Below are 15,543 nucleotides of genomic sequence, written 5' to 3' on the forward strand. Positions count from 1 at the left end.
CCGTTCCCATACCGAACACGGAAGTTAAGCTCTTCAGCGCCGATGGTAGTCGGGGGTTTCCCCCTGTGAGAGTAGGATGCCGCCAAGCAAGCTTAAACCCAGCTCATTGAGCTGGGTTTTTTGTGTTAAAAATGAAGAAGAAACTGTGAAGCGTATTTAGGGAATTTCTTTTCTGATACTAGTAAAAACTGCTGAATTAACACGTAGTCATCACTTATATGCTGTGTTAATAACTCATACCACCATTCTGTTTCATACCTTGCAATCATCCCAACGTTGTACAAAATCAAATAATGAATTGTCATTTCGGGAAGCCTCAGAAATTGCTCCCTTTGAGAAGGGATATAATATTGGTTCTTTTCCATGTCAAACAATAAGCTGGTCGATGTCCATGGCTCTTTGTCTTGTGGTGAAATTTCGAACAGCAGCCCTTGTTCATTTTTTTTTGTGAAAGACCATTGATAATGATGGGACATGTATTCAGCAAACCTTGAATCAGACATTTTGTAATTGATTACTACTTCCTCCGGTACAAAAATTTCGTTCTTATCCTTCTCAACTTTTGTCATAAATCGTTCTTTCTGCTGAAAGTAGAAAATATCGCTAAGTTCTGGAATGGCCATTAATAATTTTTTCATGGTATACCGTTCATCTACTATATCCGATTGTCCGAATAAATGTTTCATAAAATGTACGCATAGGCCATTCCGTTGTATTTTCACTTCATCATCGCTAAAACAATAATTTTGTTTCTTTCGTTTTCTTGTTGTTACGCCATGTGCCAGTACCGATGTATGGCTTGGATAATGAGGATCACGTGTAATTAAGCATGCTTTGATCAGCTGTGCCATTCCATAAAATAAAAGAATCGGTTTGATTTCTAAGGGAGAATATGCGGCTTGTTTATAAAACGATTCAGCATGCTTTAAGAAATAAATAAACCGTTCACTGTTTTTAAAAGAGTTTTTTTTCGCATCGTCAATACCGTTTAAGATATAAACCTTTTCTAGAAATTTCTGGGTTGATTCAACGGAGTAAAATAGCGCTAAGTCTTTCCACTCATGATATGTCATGTATATTTCTTAATCCTTTCCGTTATCTAAATATTTCAACTCTTTCCCGCTTCCTTGACATGCTCTTGGCTAGTTGATAATCTACATATAATATTTTGCCGAAAAGAGGGGGATTTACTAATGTGGGAAAGTAAATTTTCAAAAGAAGGCTTAACGTTCGACGATGTGCTGCTTGTGCCAGCAAAGTCTGAGGTACTTCCACGTGATGTGGATTTATCTGTAGAACTTACAAAAACGTTAAAGCTAAATATTCCTGTCATCAGCGCAGGTATGGACACTGTAACAGAATCAGCAATGGCAATTGCAATGGCAAGACAGGGCGGCTTGGGCATCATTCACAAAAATATGTCCATTGAACAGCAGGCTGAACAAGTTGATAAAGTAAAGCGTTCTGAGCGCGGCGTTATCACAAATCCCTTCTTTTTAACTCCTGATCACCAAGTATTTGATGCGGAGCATTTGATGGGGAAATACAGAATTTCCGGTGTTCCGATTGTAAATAACGAAGAAGACCAGAAGCTTGTTGGAATTATTACAAACCGTGACCTTCGTTTTATTTCTGACTACTCAATGAAAATCAGCGATGTCATGACGAAAGAAGAGCTAGTTACTGCATCTGTAGGAACTACTCTGGATGAAGCTGAAAAGATTTTGCAGAAACATAAAATTGAAAAGCTTCCTCTCGTAGACGACCAGAATAAATTAAAAGGTCTTATCACAATTAAAGACATTGAAAAAGTCATTGAGTTCCCGAACTCATCTAAAGACATTCACGGCCGCCTGATCGTTGGCGCGGCAGTTGGTGTAACTGGCGATACAATGACTCGCGTCAAAAAGCTTGTTGAAGCCAATGTTGATGTGATTGTTATCGATACAGCTCACGGACACTCTCAAGGCGTTTTAAACACAGTCACAAAAATCCGTGAAACGTATCCCGAATTAAACATTATTGCTGGAAACGTGGCAACAGCTGAAGCGACAAGAGCGCTTATCGAAGCTGGAGCAGACGTTGTCAAAGTTGGAATAGGACCTGGTTCAATTTGTACTACACGTGTTGTAGCCGGTGTCGGTGTTCCGCAAATTACAGCAATTTATGATTGTGCGACTGAAGCAAGAAAACACGGCAAAACAATCATAGCCGACGGTGGGATTAAATTCTCTGGCGATATCACTAAAGCGTTGGCAGCCGGCGGACATGCTGTTATGCTCGGAAGCTTGCTTGCAGGCACATCAGAAAGCCCTGGTGAAACTGAAATCTACCAAGGCAGAAGATTTAAGGTATACCGTGGCATGGGATCAGTTGCTGCAATGGAAAAAGGAAGTAAAGACCGTTACTTCCAAGAAGAAAACAAAAAATTTGTTCCTGAAGGAATTGAAGGACGCACACCTTACAAAGGACCAGTTGAAGAAACCGTTTATCAGCTAGTCGGAGGCCTTCGTTCTGGTATGGGGTATTGCGGGTCCAAAGATCTGCGTGCGCTAAGAGAAGAAGCTCAGTTCATTCGCATGACTGGCGCAGGACTTCGCGAAAGCCATCCGCATGACGTACAGATTACAAAAGAATCACCTAACTATACAATTTCATAATAAATTGTTACAAATTAAAAACATTTGACAGGGTCTCTGACTCTGTCTATTTTTTTTATACTGATTATGATAAAATTTATACTGTTGTGCATTGAAAATGTCCTTAACGGCTTAATTATAGATGAAGAAAATGAAATACGGAGGTCGTACGATTGAACATCAAGAAATGTAAACAGCTACTGATGTCATTGGTTGTGTTAACTCTAGCTGTCACGTGTCTGGCTCCAATGTCAAAAGCAAAAGCAGCCAGCGATCCAATTGATATCAATGCATCTGCTGCTATTATGATCGAAGCTTCTTCAGGTAAAATTCTTTACAGTAAAAATGCAGATAAGAGACTGCCAATTGCGAGTATGACAAAAATGATGACAGAGTATCTGTTATTGGAAGCAATTGATCAAGGTAAAGTGAAATGGGACCAAACCTATACGCCTGATGACTATGTGTATGAAATTTCCCAAGATAACAGCTTATCAAACGTTCCTCTTCGGAAAGACGGGAAATACACAGTAAAAGAATTATATCAAGCTACAGCAATTTATTCTGCAAATGCTGCTGCTATTGCGATTGCAGAAATCGTTGCCGGTTCTGAAACTAAGTTTGTTGAAAAAATGAATGCAAAAGCAAAAGAACTAGGCTTAACAGATTACAAATTTGTTAACGCAACAGGTCTTGAAAACAAAGATCTTCACGGGCATCAGCCTGAGGGGACAAGCGTAAATGAAGAAAGTGAAGTTTCTGCAAAGGATATGGCGGTTCTTGCGGATCACTTGATTACTGACTACCCTGAGATACTGGAGACTTCCAGTATCGCCAAAACGAAATTCAGAGAAGGCACCGATGATGAAATGGACATGCCGAACTGGAATTTTATGCTGAAGGGGCTTGTCAGCGAGTATAAAAAAGCGACTGTAGACGGACTGAAAACAGGTTCTACTGACTCTGCGGGTTCATGCTTTACAGGAACAGCTGAACGCAACGGTATGCGTGTCATCACTGTTGTTTTAAACGCAAAGGGCAACCTTCATACAGGCCGTTTCGATGAAACGAAGAAAATGTTTGATTATGCTTTCGACAATTTCTCCATGAAAGAAATTTATGCTGAAGGCGATCAAGTAAAAGGCCATAAAACAATTTCAGTTGATAAGGGTAAAGAGAAAGAAGTAGGCATTGTGACAAACAAGGCGTTCTCTCTTCCTGTCAAAAATGGTGAAGAAAAGAATTACAAAGCGAAGGTCACACTGAATAAAGATAACTTAACTGCTCCTGTGAAAAAAGGAACCAAGGTTGGGAAGCTGACTGCGGAATACACAGGTAATGAAAAGGATTACGGATTCATTAACAGCGATCTGGCTGGCGTAGACCTTGTTACAAAAGAAAATGTAGAAAAAGCAAACTGGTTTGTTTTGACAATGCGCAGTATCGGCGGATTTTTTGCCGGAATTTGGGGAAGCATTGTTGATACGGTAACCGGCTGGTTTTAATCAATTGAAAGAGCTCTGATGGATGTTAGGGCTCTTTCGCGTAATATACTGAAAAAACCCAATTTTTAATAAAAAATGATTTTCAAAGCGCTAAAAACCGAATAAAATAGTATATATCCATATGAATTATTGGATTTCTAGGATACAATAAGGATTAGAAATCATATAACTATACCTTGATTAGGGGGACCAAGAAATGGCTCAAACAGGTACTGAACGTGTAAAACGCGGAATGGCAGAAATGCAAAAAGGCGGCGTCATCATGGACGTCATCAATGCGGAACAAGCGAAAATCGCTGAAGAAGCTGGAGCTGTCGCTGTAATGGCGCTAGAACGTGTGCCAGCAGATATTCGCGCGGCTGGAGGAGTTGCCCGTATGGCTGACCCTACAATCGTGGAAGAAGTAATGAATGCAGTATCTATCCCGGTAATGGCAAAAGCGCGTATCGGACATATTGTTGAAGCGCGTGTGCTTGAAGCTATGGGTGTTGACTATATTGATGAAAGTGAAGTTCTGACGCCGGCTGACGAAGAATTTCATTTAAATAAAAATGAATACACAGTTCCTTTTGTCTGTGGCTGCCGTGATCTTGGTGAAGCAACACGCCGTATTGCGGAAGGTGCTTCTATGCTTCGCACAAAAGGTGAGCCTGGAACAGGTAATATTGTTGAGGCTGTTCGCCATATGCGCAAAGTTAACGCTCAAGTGCGCAAAGTAGTTGCGATGAGTGAGGATGAGCTAATGACAGAAGCGAAAAACCTAGGTGCTCCTTACGAGCTTCTTCTTCAAATTAAAAAAGACGGTAAGCTTCCTGTCGTTAACTTTGCCGCTGGCGGCGTAGCAACTCCAGCTGATGCTGCTCTCATGATGCAGCTCGGTGCTGACGGAGTATTTGTTGGTTCTGGTATTTTCAAATCAGACAACCCTGCTAAATTTGCGAAAGCAATTGTGGAAGCAACAACTCACTTTACTGATTACAAATTGATCGCTGAGCTATCAAAAGAGCTTGGTACTGCAATGAAAGGGATTGAAATCTCAAACTTACTTCCAGAACAGCGTATGCAAGAACGCGGCTGGTAAGAACATAGGAGCGCTGCTGACATGTTAACAATAGGTGTACTAGGACTTCAAGGAGCAGTTAGAGAGCACATCCATGCGATTGAAGCATGCGGCGCGGCTGGTCTTGTCGTAAAACGTCCGGAGCAGCTGAACGAAGTTGACGGGTTGATTTTGCCGGGCGGTGAGAGCACGACGATGCGCCGTTTGATCGATACGTATCAATTCATGGAGCCGCTTCGTGAATTCGCTGCTCAGGGCAAACCGATGTTTGGAACATGTGCCGGATTAATTATATTAGCAAAAGAAATTGCTGGTTCAGATAATCCTCATTTAGGTCTTCTGAATGTGGTTGTAGAACGTAATTCATTTGGCCGGCAGGTTGACAGCTTTGAAGCTGATTTAACAATTAAAGGCTTGGACGAACCTTTTACAGGGGTATTCATCCGTGCTCCGCATATTTTAGAAGCTGGTGAAAATGTTGAAGTTCTATCGGAGCATAATGGTCGTATTGTAGCCGCGAAACAGGGGCAATTCCTTGGCTGCTCATTCCATCCGGAGCTGACAGAAGATCACCGAGTGACACAGCTGTTTGTTGAAATGGTTGAGGAATATAAGCAAAAGGCACTTGTATAAAACAGTTGAAAGCTGTGGAAACTTATAGTACATTATAAGCACAAATAAAGATCGAAAAGCGTTGATAGGAACTAGTAGGGAGCCTCTCTTTCTAAGAGAGCCGATGGTTGGTGCGAATCGGTGAAAGATGCTGTCTGAATCCATCCTTGAGCGAAATGCTGAAACAAGTAGGCATTTACGGGATAACCGTTATGTTTGAAAGTGGAAAACGAGTCTTTGATTTGTTTTCAATCAGGGTGGCAACGCGAGAGCTCTCGTCCCTTTATGGGGATGAGGGCTCTTTTTATTTTCGACAAATCAATAAAAAAAGGAGTGTTTCGCATGCTTGATATGAAAATGCTGAGAGCAAATTTTCAAGAAATTAAAGCAAAGCTTGTACACAAAGGCGAAGACTTAACTGATTTTGATAAGTTTGAGGCGCTGGATGATAGACGAAGAGAGCTCATCGGCAAGGTTGAAGAGTTAAAAGGAAAACGAAATGAAGTTTCTCAGCAGGTTGCTGTGCTGAAGCGTGAGAAAAAAGACGCGGATCACATTATTAAAGAAATGCGTGAAGTCGGCGAGGAAATTAAAAAGCTTGATGAAGAATTGCGAACAGTGGAAGCTGAGCTTGATACAATCCTTCTCTCAATCCCGAATATTCCGCATGAGTCTGTACCTGTCGGTGAAACAGAAGACGACAACGTAGAAGTGCGTAAATGGGGTGAAAAGCCTTCATTTGCTTACGAGCCGAAGCCGCACTGGGATATTGCGGATGAGCTGGGCATTCTGGATTTTGAACGTGCTGCCAAAGTAACAGGAAGCCGTTTCGTGTTCTATAAAGGCTTAGGTGCTCGTCTGGAGCGTGCACTTTATAACTTTATGCTTGATCTGCATGTGGATGAGTATAACTACACTGAAGTGATCCCGCCATATATGGTAAACCGCGCAAGCATGACGGGAACAGGACAGCTTCCTAAATTTGAAGAGGATGCATTTAAAATCAGAGAAGAAGATTATTTCTTAATTCCAACGGCGGAAGTGCCGATTACAAACATGCATCGCGATGAAATCCTTTCAGGTGACAGCCTGCCGATCAATTATGCGGCATTCAGTGCTTGCTTCCGTTCTGAAGCTGGTTCAGCAGGACGTGACACACGCGGATTAATTCGTCAGCACCAATTTAATAAAGTTGAGCTTGTAAAGTTTGTGAAGCCTGAAGATTCTTATGAAGAATTAGAGAAGCTTACAAACCAAGCAGAACGGGTTCTTCAGCTGCTTGAGCTTCCATACCGTGTCATGAGCATGTGTACGGGTGACTTAGGCTTTACGGCTGCGAAAAAATACGATATCGAAGTTTGGATTCCGAGCCAAGACACATATCGAGAAATCTCTTCTTGCAGCAACTTCGAAGCGTTTCAGGCGAGACGTGCGAATATTCGTTTCAGACGTGAAGCGAAAGGCAAGCCTGAGCATGTACACACACTGAACGGTTCAGGACTGGCGGTTGGAAGAACAGTTGCCGCAATCTTAGAAAATTATCAGCAGGAAGACGGAAGCGTTGTGATTCCGAAAGTGCTTCGTCCTTATATGGGGAATAGAGAAGTAATAAAACCGTAAATTATGGAAAGGCGTGCCTGACAAGGTGCGCCTTTTTGCTTATGTAAACATGGCATTTTCATAAAAACAAAAAAAGTTTTTAAAAATGCTTGACCACACGAGAACATACGTGATATAGTAAGTCTTGTCGATACGGAGGAATACCCAAGTCCGGCTGAAGGGATCGGTCTTGAAAACCGACAGGGGTGTCAAAGCCCGCGGGGGTTCGAATCCCTCTTCCTCCGCCATATTGATTTTAATTTTAATGAAACACAAGCATATATTGGAGATTGTTTTGTCCGTTGCATTCGGTGCGGCGGATTTTTTATTTTAAAGAAAAAGTGAATCTCGACTGAGATTCACTTTTTTTGATTATCATGAATAACTGAAGCAATTTGATCTACAATATTTTCAATCGAGTTTTCGTCGTTCAGAAGATCATAATCTTCAATGCGAAGTTTTAAAACAGGGCAAGCATTAAAACCGCTTATCCAGTTCTCGTAGCGTGTATGCATTTCTTCCCAATAAGACCTGCTTGTCTGAAGCTCCATCTCGCGGCCGCGTTGTTCAATCCGGTTTAAAATGTTCTCCAGATCTCCTTCTAAATAGATCAACACATCTGGGTGTGGGAAATACGGTGTCATTACCATTGCTTCGAAAAGGCTTGTGTAAGTCTTATAATCAACCTTTGACATTGTCCCTTTATCAGCATGCATTTTTGCGAAAATCCCTGTATCTTCATAAATCGAACGATCCTGTACAAAACCTCCGCCGGCTTCAAAAATTGTTTTCTGTTCTTTGAAGCGTTCAGCTAAGAAATAAATTTGAAGGTGAAAGCTCCAACGTTCAAAATCATGATAGAACTTTTCCAAGTATGGATTATGATCGACTTCCTCCAAAGATGTTTTAAATCCAAGCCGTTTAGCTAAAGTTTTTGTTAAAGTCGATTTTCCGACACCTACTGTTCCTGCTACTGTAATAATTGAATTCTTAGGGATATGATGTTCCTTCATACGATAAGCTCCTTTACATGGGCGGCAATGCGTTCAAAGTCGCTCTTATTCAAAACGAAATCCTTTGAATCACCATCTACGGTTAACACTGTAAGTTCAGGGTCTGCTTCCTGCAGCTGCTTGATGGCGACTTCATAATCTGAAATCAGCTGCTCCAAATAGCTAGTTTCAATTTTTTTCTCAAAGGGGCGCCCGCGTTTTTCAATGCGGTGTAGCAATGTAGGCAGACTAGCCTTTATGTAAATGATGAAATTCGGCTTTGGCAGATCATCCGTTAGCAGGTGATATATCTTTTTGTATTTTTCCAGCTGATGTGGAGACAAGGTGCGTTCCGCAAAAATCACATTTTTATAAATATGATAATCAGCTATTACAGGCTGTCCCTTTTTTAAAAAATGATCACTGGTGTCTTCAAGCTGTTTGTATCTGTGACAAAGAAAAAACATCTCGAGCTGGAAGCTCCATTCCTCTATATTGTCATAAAACTTATCAAGGTACGGGTTATCCTCTACAATCTCATTGATCATAGGGAATCCGAACTCTTGTGAGAGCATCGTTGCGAGAGTTGTTTTTCCTGCCCCGATAGGACCTTCTATTGCAATAAAAGGGGCTGTATTCATCGGAATCCTCCTTATATCTGAAAAACGTGCGTCAGTTACCGACCTTCATATTGTATCACAACCCTTGGGTGCCCCCATGAAAAAAAGACGTTTCTAAATTATCGAAACGTCTTTTTGACAACATTAAATTGATCAGACAGCAGCAGCCAGTTTTGTGGAAAGGAAAGACCCAACTTCCAATAGCTGATGCCTCTTAAATTCAGCTCTTTAATCAAATTGAATTTTGCTTGAATCGAGCGGGCATCCTCGAACCATACCTCGTGCCTTCTGTTTTCTGCATCAGTATAGCGGAAGAAAGGAGCTTGAGCGGTTTGGTCATACTGAATGGAAGCATTGTTCTGATCAGCTATGACAATGGCTTGCTGAGGGCTTACTGCTCTTGCTGGAGTTCCCCCTGCTGTATATGGCAGCGTCCAGTCATATCCATATAAATTCTGGCCCATGACAATTTTGTTCGCAGGCATTTCAGTCAAAGCATATTCTATGACATCACGGACAGGTCCAATTGGAGAAACCGCTTGAGGCGGCCCGCCGCTATAGCCCCATTCATATGTCATGAGAACAACAAAGTCGACAATTTGGCCATGTGCCCTGTAATCATGAGCTTCATACCATCTGCCCTGCTGTGTTGCACTTGTTTTAGGAGCAAGAGCCGTAGAAATTTCTAAGCCCTCTCGATGAAAAAGATCCCTTGCTTCGCGGAGGAATTGATTATAGGCCTCTCTATCCTGGGGCCGCAAATATTCAAAGTCGAAATGAATGTCACGGAAGCCATATCTCTTGGCATTCTCCACTATTTCATTTAGAAGCCTTCTTTTTACAGTTTCGTCGTTCAAAAGGATCCGGCCAAGTTCATCGCTAAATGCCTGGTTTTCTAGGTTCGTTATAATCATCATCAATGTTGTATTTTGACTTTCTGTAATGCTCCTTAAATTCGTTAAAGGCGGTGCGACTAAGGTTCCATTGCGCTGTGCCTGGAAGCTGAATGCGCCAAGGTACGTTAAGTAGGGTGACGCTTCTCTGGCCGCCTGCTGGAGATTTTCGCTGACTTGATTTCCTCGGGGCTCCAAATAAGCATTTGATTCGATGTCTCGTTTAGGGGCTGGTGGGATGTATAAACGGAAACCAATCTGAAGCACGGTATTTAACTGGATGCGGTTAACCCTTGCGAGCTCGGCTGCCGTTGTATTGAACTGCCGGGCGATGGATGTCAGGGTATCACCTCGCTTCACATCATAGAACTGGCCAGCTATTGGAATGACAATGGTTTGTCCGACAACAAGGCTGTCGGGATTCGGTATTTCATTCGTTTCAGTGATCTCACTTACGGTTGTTCTGTATTGTGAAGCGATAGCAGAAAGAGTGTCGCCTTGTTTTACCACATAAATTTGAATGAAAAACGCCTCCTTTCATATCGCTATCAATGTATGAAAGAAAAGCGCTGATCATGTTTATTTTTCTGTAATTTGTTCTTCCGTCGTAATTTCTGCGAAAAGAACATTCTCCATCATAGTTAAGGCGAATTCGTTATCTTCGTCACTGTTTGACGCGATACAGTCCTTAGGAATCGTGATGCTGTATTCCCTCATATAAGCGTCATTAGCGGTAAACAGCACACATATATTGCCGGCTATACCTGTTAAGATAATATGTCTCACCTGCAACTCAGTAAGAAGGGTGTGAAGTGCAGTTTCGTAGAAAGCGGAATGTTTTGGTTTGATTAAAAAATAATCAGCATCTTCCGGGGCTATCTTTGTGATGATATCCTTGCTTCTTTCATTTGTGCATTCTTGCTGAATGTTTTTAATGTCAGCTTGCCAAAGTCCATAATGATCATTGATGTAAATAATCGGCCATTCATTTTGTCTCGCGTGCTCCTTTAATGATAAAATATGAGGAACGATTTTTTCTGTTTTTTTAGCGAGGGTTTCTCCCATATCGAATTCAAAATTATTGATCATGTCTACAATGAGAAGAGCTGTATCTGCTTTGGACAATCGACAGTCTCCTTTCCGTTTCAGTTATAGTTAATATGTAGCCTTTTTAGGCAATGAAAAAACTTTGAAAAGAGAGCTTATCCTTATGACACAAGATGAACTTTATATGAAAGAAGCAATTAAAGAAGCGAAAAAGGCTGAAGAGAAAGGTGAAGTGCCAATAGGTGCGGTGCTTGTCGTTAATGATGAAATTATAGCGCGTGCACATAATTTAAGAGAGACTGAGCAACGATCTATTGCCCATGCAGAAATGCTTGTGATTGATGAAGCGTGTAAGGCACTGGGAACATGGCGGCTGGAAGGTGCGACTCTTTATGTGACGCTTGAGCCTTGTCCAATGTGTGCTGGTGCAGTCGTACTTTCTCGAGTGGAAAAAGTGGTTTTTGGCGCATTTGATCCGAAAGGCGGCTGTTCAGGCACGCTAATGAACCTTCTTCAGGAGGAACGCTTTAATCATCAGGCTGAAGTGGTGAGCGGTGTGCTTGAGGAAGAATGCGGCGGAATGCTCAGTGCGTTTTTCAGAGAACTAAGAAAAAAGAAGAAAGCCGCCAGGAAAAACTTGTCTGAATAGTACGGTTGCAATTTTTAGGGGAAACAGATATACTTAAGTGTGCATCGTAATAGATGCAACATAAAATTTGATATTTATTTTGCCGTGCTAAGCGGGGAGGTAGCGGTGCCCTGTACCTGCAATCCGCTCTAGCAGGGCCGAATCCCTTCTCGAGGTTCGTTTACTTTAAGGCCTGCCTTAAGTAAGTGGTGTTGACGTTTGGGTCCTGCGCAATGGGAATTCATGAACCATGTCAGGTCCGGAAGGAAGCAGCATTAAGTGAAACCTCTCATGTGCCGCAGGGTTGCCTGGGCCGAGCTAACTGCTTAAGTAACGCTTAGGGTAGCGAATCGACAGAAGGTGCACGGTAAATCAATCATCAAATTTTCAGACTCACCTAACATTAGGTGAGTTTTTTGTTATGTAAAAAGAGCTTTTGGAATCGAAACAAGGTTCATGTATAATGGGAATGATGAATAACGGAGGAGGGCAAACCCGTGAGTTACCAAGCTTTATATCGAGTATTCAGGCCTCAGCGCTTTGAAGATGTGGTCGGACAAGAACACATTACAAAAACGCTGCAAAATGCCCTTTTGCAAAAAAAGTTTTCTCACGCCTATCTGTTTTCCGGGCCTAGAGGAACCGGAAAAACCAGTGCAGCCAAAATATTTGCTAAGGCTGTCAACTGTGAACATGCTCCTGTTGATGAGCCATGCAACGAATGTGCGGCCTGTAAAGGGATAACAAACGGGTCAATATCCGATGTCATAGAAATTGACGCCGCTTCTAATAACGGTGTTGATGAGATTCGTGACATTCGCGATAAAGTGAAGTTTGCCCCATCGGCCGTCACATATAAGGTATATATCATAGATGAGGTGCATATGCTTTCTATCGGCGCTTTTAATGCATTACTAAAAACATTAGAAGAGCCGCCTGAGCATTGTATTTTCATATTAGCAACAACTGAACCGCACAAAATTCCTTTAACCATTATCTCTAGATGTCAGCGTTTTGACTTTAAACGAATTACCTCCCAAGCGATTGTAGGCCGCATGAATAAAATTGTTGATGCTGAACAACTGCAAGTGGAGGAAGGATCGCTGGATATCATCGCGAGTGCTGCAGACGGAGGGATGAGGGATGCTCTGAGCCTTCTTGATCAGGCCATATCATTCAGCGGCGATATCCTGAAAGTCGAAGATGCGCTTTTAATTACGGGTGCTGTTTCTCAATTATATATCGGGAAGCTTGCAAAATCCCTGCATGATAAAAACGTTTCTGACGCACTGGAAACATTAAATGAATTGCTTCAGCAAGGAAAAGATCCAGCTAAGCTGATAGAAGATATGATTTTCTATTTCAGGGACATGCTGCTGTACAAAACAGCCCCTGGCTTAGAGGGAGTGCTTGAGAAAGTAAAAGTTGATGAAACGTTCCGGGAACTAAGTGAACAAATTCCGGCTCAGGCCCTATATGAAATGATTGATATTCTGAACAAGAGCCATCAGGAAATGAAATGGACAAATCATCCGCGTATCTTTTTCGAAGTGGCCGTTGTGAAGATTTGCCAAACCTCACATCAATCTGCTGCTGATCTCCCGGAAGTGGATATGCTGATGAAAAAAATCCAGCAGCTCGAACAGGAAGTAGAGCGGCTTAAAACAACGGGCATAAAAGCAGCTGCGGAAAGCCCGAAAAAAGAAGCGCCGCGTGTGCCAAAGGGCGGGAAATCCAATTACAAAGCGCCAGTAGGCAGAATTCATGAGATTTTGAAGGAAGCCACAAGACCGGATCTTGATCTGCTCAGAAACAGTTGGGGCAAGCTTCTTGCTCATCTCAAACAGCAAAACAAAGTATCACATGCCGCTTTACTGAATGACAGTGAACCTGTGGCTGCCGGATCGGCGGCATTTGTTCTGAAATTCAAATATGAAATTCATTGTAAAATGGTCGCTGAGGATAACAACGGAGTCCGGACTAATCTTGAGCAGATTTTAGAATCGATGCTCGGAAAAAGAATGGATTTGATTGGCGTTCCAGAAGCACAATGGGGTAAAATAAGAGAAGAATTTTTAGAAGATCATCAGCAGGAAAATGAAGGATCAAATGAACCGGCTGAAGAAGACCCGCTTATTGCCGAAGCGAAAAAGCTTGTTGGAGCGGATTTAATTGAAATAAAAGACTAACAAAATGAAAGAGAGTGAATGCTATGCGTGGCGGAATGGGTAATATGCAAAAAATGATGAAACAAATGCAAAAAATGCAAAAGGATATGGCGAAGGCTCAAGAAGAGCTTGCAGAAAAGGTTGTTGAAGGAACTGCAGGCGGCGGTATGGTAACAGTAAAAGCAAACGGTCAAAAAGAAATCCTGGATGTTATCATCAAAGAAGAAGTCGTTGATCCTGAAGATATTGATATGCTTCAAGATTTAGTGCTTGCTGCAACGAATGAAGCTTTGAAAAAAGTTGACGAAATCACAAACGAAACAATGGGTCAATTTACAAAGGGAATGAACATGCCAGGTTTATTCTAGGGGGATAAAAGAACATGCAATATCCTGAACCAATATCAAAGCTGATTGACAGCTTTATGAAATTGCCAGGGATCGGACCGAAAACAGCGGTTCGTCTGGCTTTTTTTGTTCTAGGTATGAAAGAAGATGTAGTATTAGATTTTGCGAAAGCACTAGTAAATGCGAAACGCAACCTGACATATTGTTCAGTTTGCGGGCATATTACAGATCAGGACCCTTGCTATATATGTGAAGATACGCGCAGGGATAAGTCTGTTATCTGTGTTGTGCAAGACCCTAAGGATGTTATCGCTATGGAGAAAATGAAGGAATACAACGGACAGTATCACGTTCTTCACGGCGCTATTTCTCCAATGGACGGCATCGGACCGGAGGATATTAAAATACCAGAATTGTTAAAACGATTACAGGATGATCAAGTGACAGAAGTGATCCTCGCAACAAACCCTAATATAGAAGGGGAAGCAACGGCGATGTATATATCAAGGCTCCTCAAGCCGTCTGGTATTAAGCTCTCCCGTATTGCCCACGGACTGCCCGTCGGCGGTGACTTGGAATATGCTGACGAGGTCACTCTTTCTAAAGCACTTGAAGGAAGACGTGAATTGTAAGGAGGAAAAAGCGATCCATGGGTTTTCTTCGCAAGAAAACATTAAGAAGAGAGTTTGATGAAAAACTAACCGAGCAGCTTTTTAAGCAAAAGGAAGAGTGGAACAGGCAAAAAAAGCTGGTTGAAAAAAGCTTAGAACCGTCTGCTGAAGTGTTATACGAACTGAAAGTAGCTGAAGCGAAGTATTTTTTTTACTTAAGGGAAGCGAAGCAGCGAAATTTAAAAATCAGCCGGTGGAAGTAAGTGGTCTAAACTCCTGGATCTTCTCATAAGCTTGTACTAGAACAAGCGAAGGAGATGAGAAGATTCATGGAGCCTATTTTTATTATTGGGATTATTTTAGGACTGGTTATTCTTCTTTTTTTATCAGGTTCAGCTGCGAAGCCTTTAAAGTGGATGGGCATCACAGCTGTTAAATTTGTGGCAGGTGCTTTGCTGCTGGTTTGTGTAAATATGTTTGGCGGCAGTCTTGGCATTCATGTGCCGATTAATCTGGTTACAACAGCTATCAGCGGAATTTTAGGGATACCCGGAATAGCTGCGTTAGTCGTTATTAAGCAATTTATCATTTAATTGATATTATGTATTGACTTAGACAACTGAAGGTGTTATTCTAATATACGTCGCTGATGACGAACAGCTTTTTTGAAAAGAAAATGCTAAAAAGTTGTTGACAGTAGCGGCGGTAAATGTTATGATAATAAAGTCGCTTAAACGAGCGGTAAACAAAGTTCTTTGAAAACTAAACAAGACAAAACGTACCTGTTAATTCATTTTTTATAAATCGCACAGCGATGTGCGT

16 protein-coding genes, 1 tRNA gene, 1 rRNA gene, 1 other RNA gene and 1 other annotated feature are annotated in these 15,543 nt (G+C 41.8%); of the genes, 14 read left to right on the plus strand and 5 right to left on the minus strand.

The genetic code is table 11. The features are described 5' to 3' along the window. Window positions 1-88, plus strand: a 5S ribosomal RNA gene (rrf, locus tag ACZ07B_RS21965); the annotation flags it as partial. Window positions 89-125: 37 nt separating this feature from the next. Here the strand turns inward: rrf and ACZ07B_RS21970 are convergent. After that, the gene (locus tag ACZ07B_RS21970; RefSeq protein WP_003226805.1) at window positions 126-1,073 is read right to left on the minus strand and encodes a YaaC family protein; all 948 of its coding nucleotides are present in this window, start codon (window positions 1,071-1,073) and stop codon (window positions 126-128) included. 120 nt (window positions 1,074-1,193) lie between these two features. Here ACZ07B_RS21970 and guaB point away from each other — a divergent pair, with 120 nt between their 5' ends. The 6 genes from guaB to ACZ07B_RS22000 all read left to right on the plus strand — a co-directional run bounded on the left by guaB (window position 1,194) and on the right by ACZ07B_RS22000 (window position 7,663). Then, complete coding sequence (gene guaB, locus ACZ07B_RS21975; RefSeq protein ID WP_003226803.1) at window positions 1,194-2,660, plus strand: IMP dehydrogenase; 1,467 nt, start codon at window positions 1,194-1,196, stop codon at window positions 2,658-2,660. 152 nt (window positions 2,661-2,812) lie between these two features. Beyond that, window positions 2,813-4,144, plus strand: coding sequence for a D-alanyl-D-alanine carboxypeptidase (gene dacA / locus ACZ07B_RS21980; RefSeq protein ID WP_464877677.1), 1,332 nt, complete (start codon window positions 2,813-2,815; stop codon window positions 4,142-4,144). 196 nt (window positions 4,145-4,340) lie between these two features. Then, on the plus strand, window positions 4,341-5,225 hold the full coding sequence (pdxS, locus tag ACZ07B_RS21985) for a pyridoxal 5'-phosphate synthase lyase subunit PdxS (protein WP_003247145.1): 885 nt from the start codon (window positions 4,341-4,343) through the stop codon (window positions 5,223-5,225). Between the two features lie 21 nt (window positions 5,226-5,246). Continuing rightward, window positions 5,247-5,837 carry a pyridoxal 5'-phosphate synthase glutaminase subunit PdxT gene (gene pdxT / locus ACZ07B_RS21990; RefSeq protein ID WP_003226797.1) on the plus strand — a complete coding sequence of 197 codons (591 nt, stop codon included), beginning with the start codon at window positions 5,247-5,249 and terminating at the stop codon, window positions 5,835-5,837. Between the two features lie 52 nt (window positions 5,838-5,889). After that, window positions 5,890-6,102, plus strand: a binding site (T-box leader). 56 nt (window positions 6,103-6,158) lie between these two features. Beyond that, window positions 6,159-7,436: a serine--tRNA ligase gene (gene serS / locus ACZ07B_RS21995; protein WP_416720889.1), complete on the plus strand. Its 1,278-nt coding sequence runs from the start codon at window positions 6,159-6,161 to the stop codon at window positions 7,434-7,436. A gap of 134 nt (window positions 7,437-7,570) precedes the next feature. Beyond that, window positions 7,571-7,663 (plus strand) — tRNA-Ser (locus ACZ07B_RS22000). Between the two features lie 111 nt (window positions 7,664-7,774). Here the strand turns inward: ACZ07B_RS22000 and dck are convergent. The 4 genes from dck to ACZ07B_RS22020 form a co-directional block, all read right to left on the minus strand. Further along, complete coding sequence (dck, locus tag ACZ07B_RS22005) at window positions 7,775-8,428, minus strand: deoxyadenosine/deoxycytidine kinase (protein WP_003226792.1); 654 nt, start codon at window positions 8,426-8,428, stop codon at window positions 7,775-7,777. Next, complete coding sequence (gene dgk, locus ACZ07B_RS22010; RefSeq protein WP_003226790.1) at window positions 8,425-9,048, minus strand: deoxyguanosine kinase; 624 nt, start codon at window positions 9,046-9,048, stop codon at window positions 8,425-8,427. The genes dck and dgk overlap by 4 nt, the downstream gene beginning before the upstream one ends. A gap of 98 nt (window positions 9,049-9,146) precedes the next feature. After that, entirely contained in the window at window positions 9,147-10,430 is a 1,284-nt protein-coding gene (locus tag ACZ07B_RS22015) for a glycoside hydrolase family 18 protein (RefSeq protein ID WP_024572658.1), read from the minus strand. Between the two features lie 69 nt (window positions 10,431-10,499). Then, on the minus strand, window positions 10,500-11,045 hold the full coding sequence (locus tag ACZ07B_RS22020; RefSeq protein ID WP_003226786.1) for a cysteine hydrolase family protein: 546 nt from the start codon (window positions 11,043-11,045) through the stop codon (window positions 10,500-10,502). An 85-nt stretch (window positions 11,046-11,130) separates the two neighbouring features. On the opposite strand from ACZ07B_RS22020, the gene tadA reads away from it, so the two are divergent. The 7 genes from tadA to bofA all read left to right on the plus strand — a co-directional run bounded on the left by tadA (window position 11,131) and on the right by bofA (window position 15,314). After that, window positions 11,131-11,616 (plus strand): tRNA adenosine(34) deaminase TadA, encoded by a 486-nt coding sequence (gene tadA, locus ACZ07B_RS22025; RefSeq protein ID WP_003226784.1) that lies wholly within the window; start codon window positions 11,131-11,133, stop codon window positions 11,614-11,616. Between the two features lie 82 nt (window positions 11,617-11,698). Further along, an RNA gene (gene ffs, locus ACZ07B_RS22030) (signal recognition particle sRNA large type) lies at window positions 11,699-11,963 on the plus strand. A gap of 129 nt (window positions 11,964-12,092) precedes the next feature. Then, on the plus strand, window positions 12,093-13,784 hold the full coding sequence (gene dnaX, locus ACZ07B_RS22035; protein ID WP_069322309.1) for a DNA polymerase III subunit gamma/tau: 1,692 nt from the start codon (window positions 12,093-12,095) through the stop codon (window positions 13,782-13,784). 23 nt (window positions 13,785-13,807) lie between these two features. Continuing rightward, window positions 13,808-14,131, plus strand: coding sequence for a YbaB/EbfC family nucleoid-associated protein (locus tag ACZ07B_RS22040; RefSeq protein ID WP_003225427.1), 324 nt, complete (start codon window positions 13,808-13,810; stop codon window positions 14,129-14,131). Window positions 14,132-14,145: 14 nt separating this feature from the next. Next, window positions 14,146-14,742: a recombination protein RecR gene (gene recR / locus ACZ07B_RS22045; RefSeq protein ID WP_003225425.1), complete on the plus strand. Its 597-nt coding sequence runs from the start codon at window positions 14,146-14,148 to the stop codon at window positions 14,740-14,742. A 17-nt stretch (window positions 14,743-14,759) separates the two neighbouring features. Then, window positions 14,760-14,984, plus strand: coding sequence for a YaaL family protein (locus ACZ07B_RS22050; protein ID WP_003242387.1), 225 nt, complete (start codon window positions 14,760-14,762; stop codon window positions 14,982-14,984). 66 nt (window positions 14,985-15,050) lie between these two features. Continuing rightward, window positions 15,051-15,314: a sigma-K factor-processing regulator BofA gene (gene bofA, locus ACZ07B_RS22055; RefSeq protein WP_015715090.1), complete on the plus strand. Its 264-nt coding sequence runs from the start codon at window positions 15,051-15,053 to the stop codon at window positions 15,312-15,314. Window positions 15,315-15,543 lie beyond the last annotated feature (229 nt).

The organism is Bacillus sp. 9.4 (assembly GCF_055486415.1).

Excerpts from the sequence above, each read along its gene's own strand:
- serS (WP_416720889.1), top strand. The coding sequence starts at position 6,159 with ATGCTTGATATGAAAATGCTGAGAGCAAATTTTCAAGAAATTAAAGCA.
- dck (WP_003226792.1), bottom strand. The coding sequence starts at position 8,428 with ATGAAGGAACATCATATCCCTAAGAATTCAATTATTACAGTAGCAGGA.
- recR (WP_003225425.1), top strand. The coding sequence starts at position 14,146 with ATGCAATATCCTGAACCAATATCAAAGCTGATTGACAGCTTTATGAAA.
- ACZ07B_RS21970 (WP_003226805.1), bottom strand. The coding sequence starts at position 1,073 with ATGACATATCATGAGTGGAAAGACTTAGCGCTATTTTACTCCGTTGAA.
- pdxS (WP_003247145.1), top strand. The coding sequence starts at position 4,341 with ATGGCTCAAACAGGTACTGAACGTGTAAAACGCGGAATGGCAGAAATG.
- dgk (WP_003226790.1), bottom strand. The coding sequence starts at position 9,048 with ATGAATACAGCCCCTTTTATTGCAATAGAAGGTCCTATCGGGGCAGGA.
- bofA (WP_015715090.1), top strand. The coding sequence starts at position 15,051 with ATGGAGCCTATTTTTATTATTGGGATTATTTTAGGACTGGTTATTCTT.
- ACZ07B_RS22050 (WP_003242387.1), top strand. The coding sequence starts at position 14,760 with ATGGGTTTTCTTCGCAAGAAAACATTAAGAAGAGAGTTTGATGAAAAA.
- guaB (WP_003226803.1), top strand. The coding sequence starts at position 1,194 with ATGTGGGAAAGTAAATTTTCAAAAGAAGGCTTAACGTTCGACGATGTG.
- ACZ07B_RS22040 (WP_003225427.1), top strand. The coding sequence starts at position 13,808 with ATGCGTGGCGGAATGGGTAATATGCAAAAAATGATGAAACAAATGCAA.
- pdxT (WP_003226797.1), top strand. The coding sequence starts at position 5,247 with ATGTTAACAATAGGTGTACTAGGACTTCAAGGAGCAGTTAGAGAGCAC.
- tadA (WP_003226784.1), top strand. The coding sequence starts at position 11,131 with ATGACACAAGATGAACTTTATATGAAAGAAGCAATTAAAGAAGCGAAA.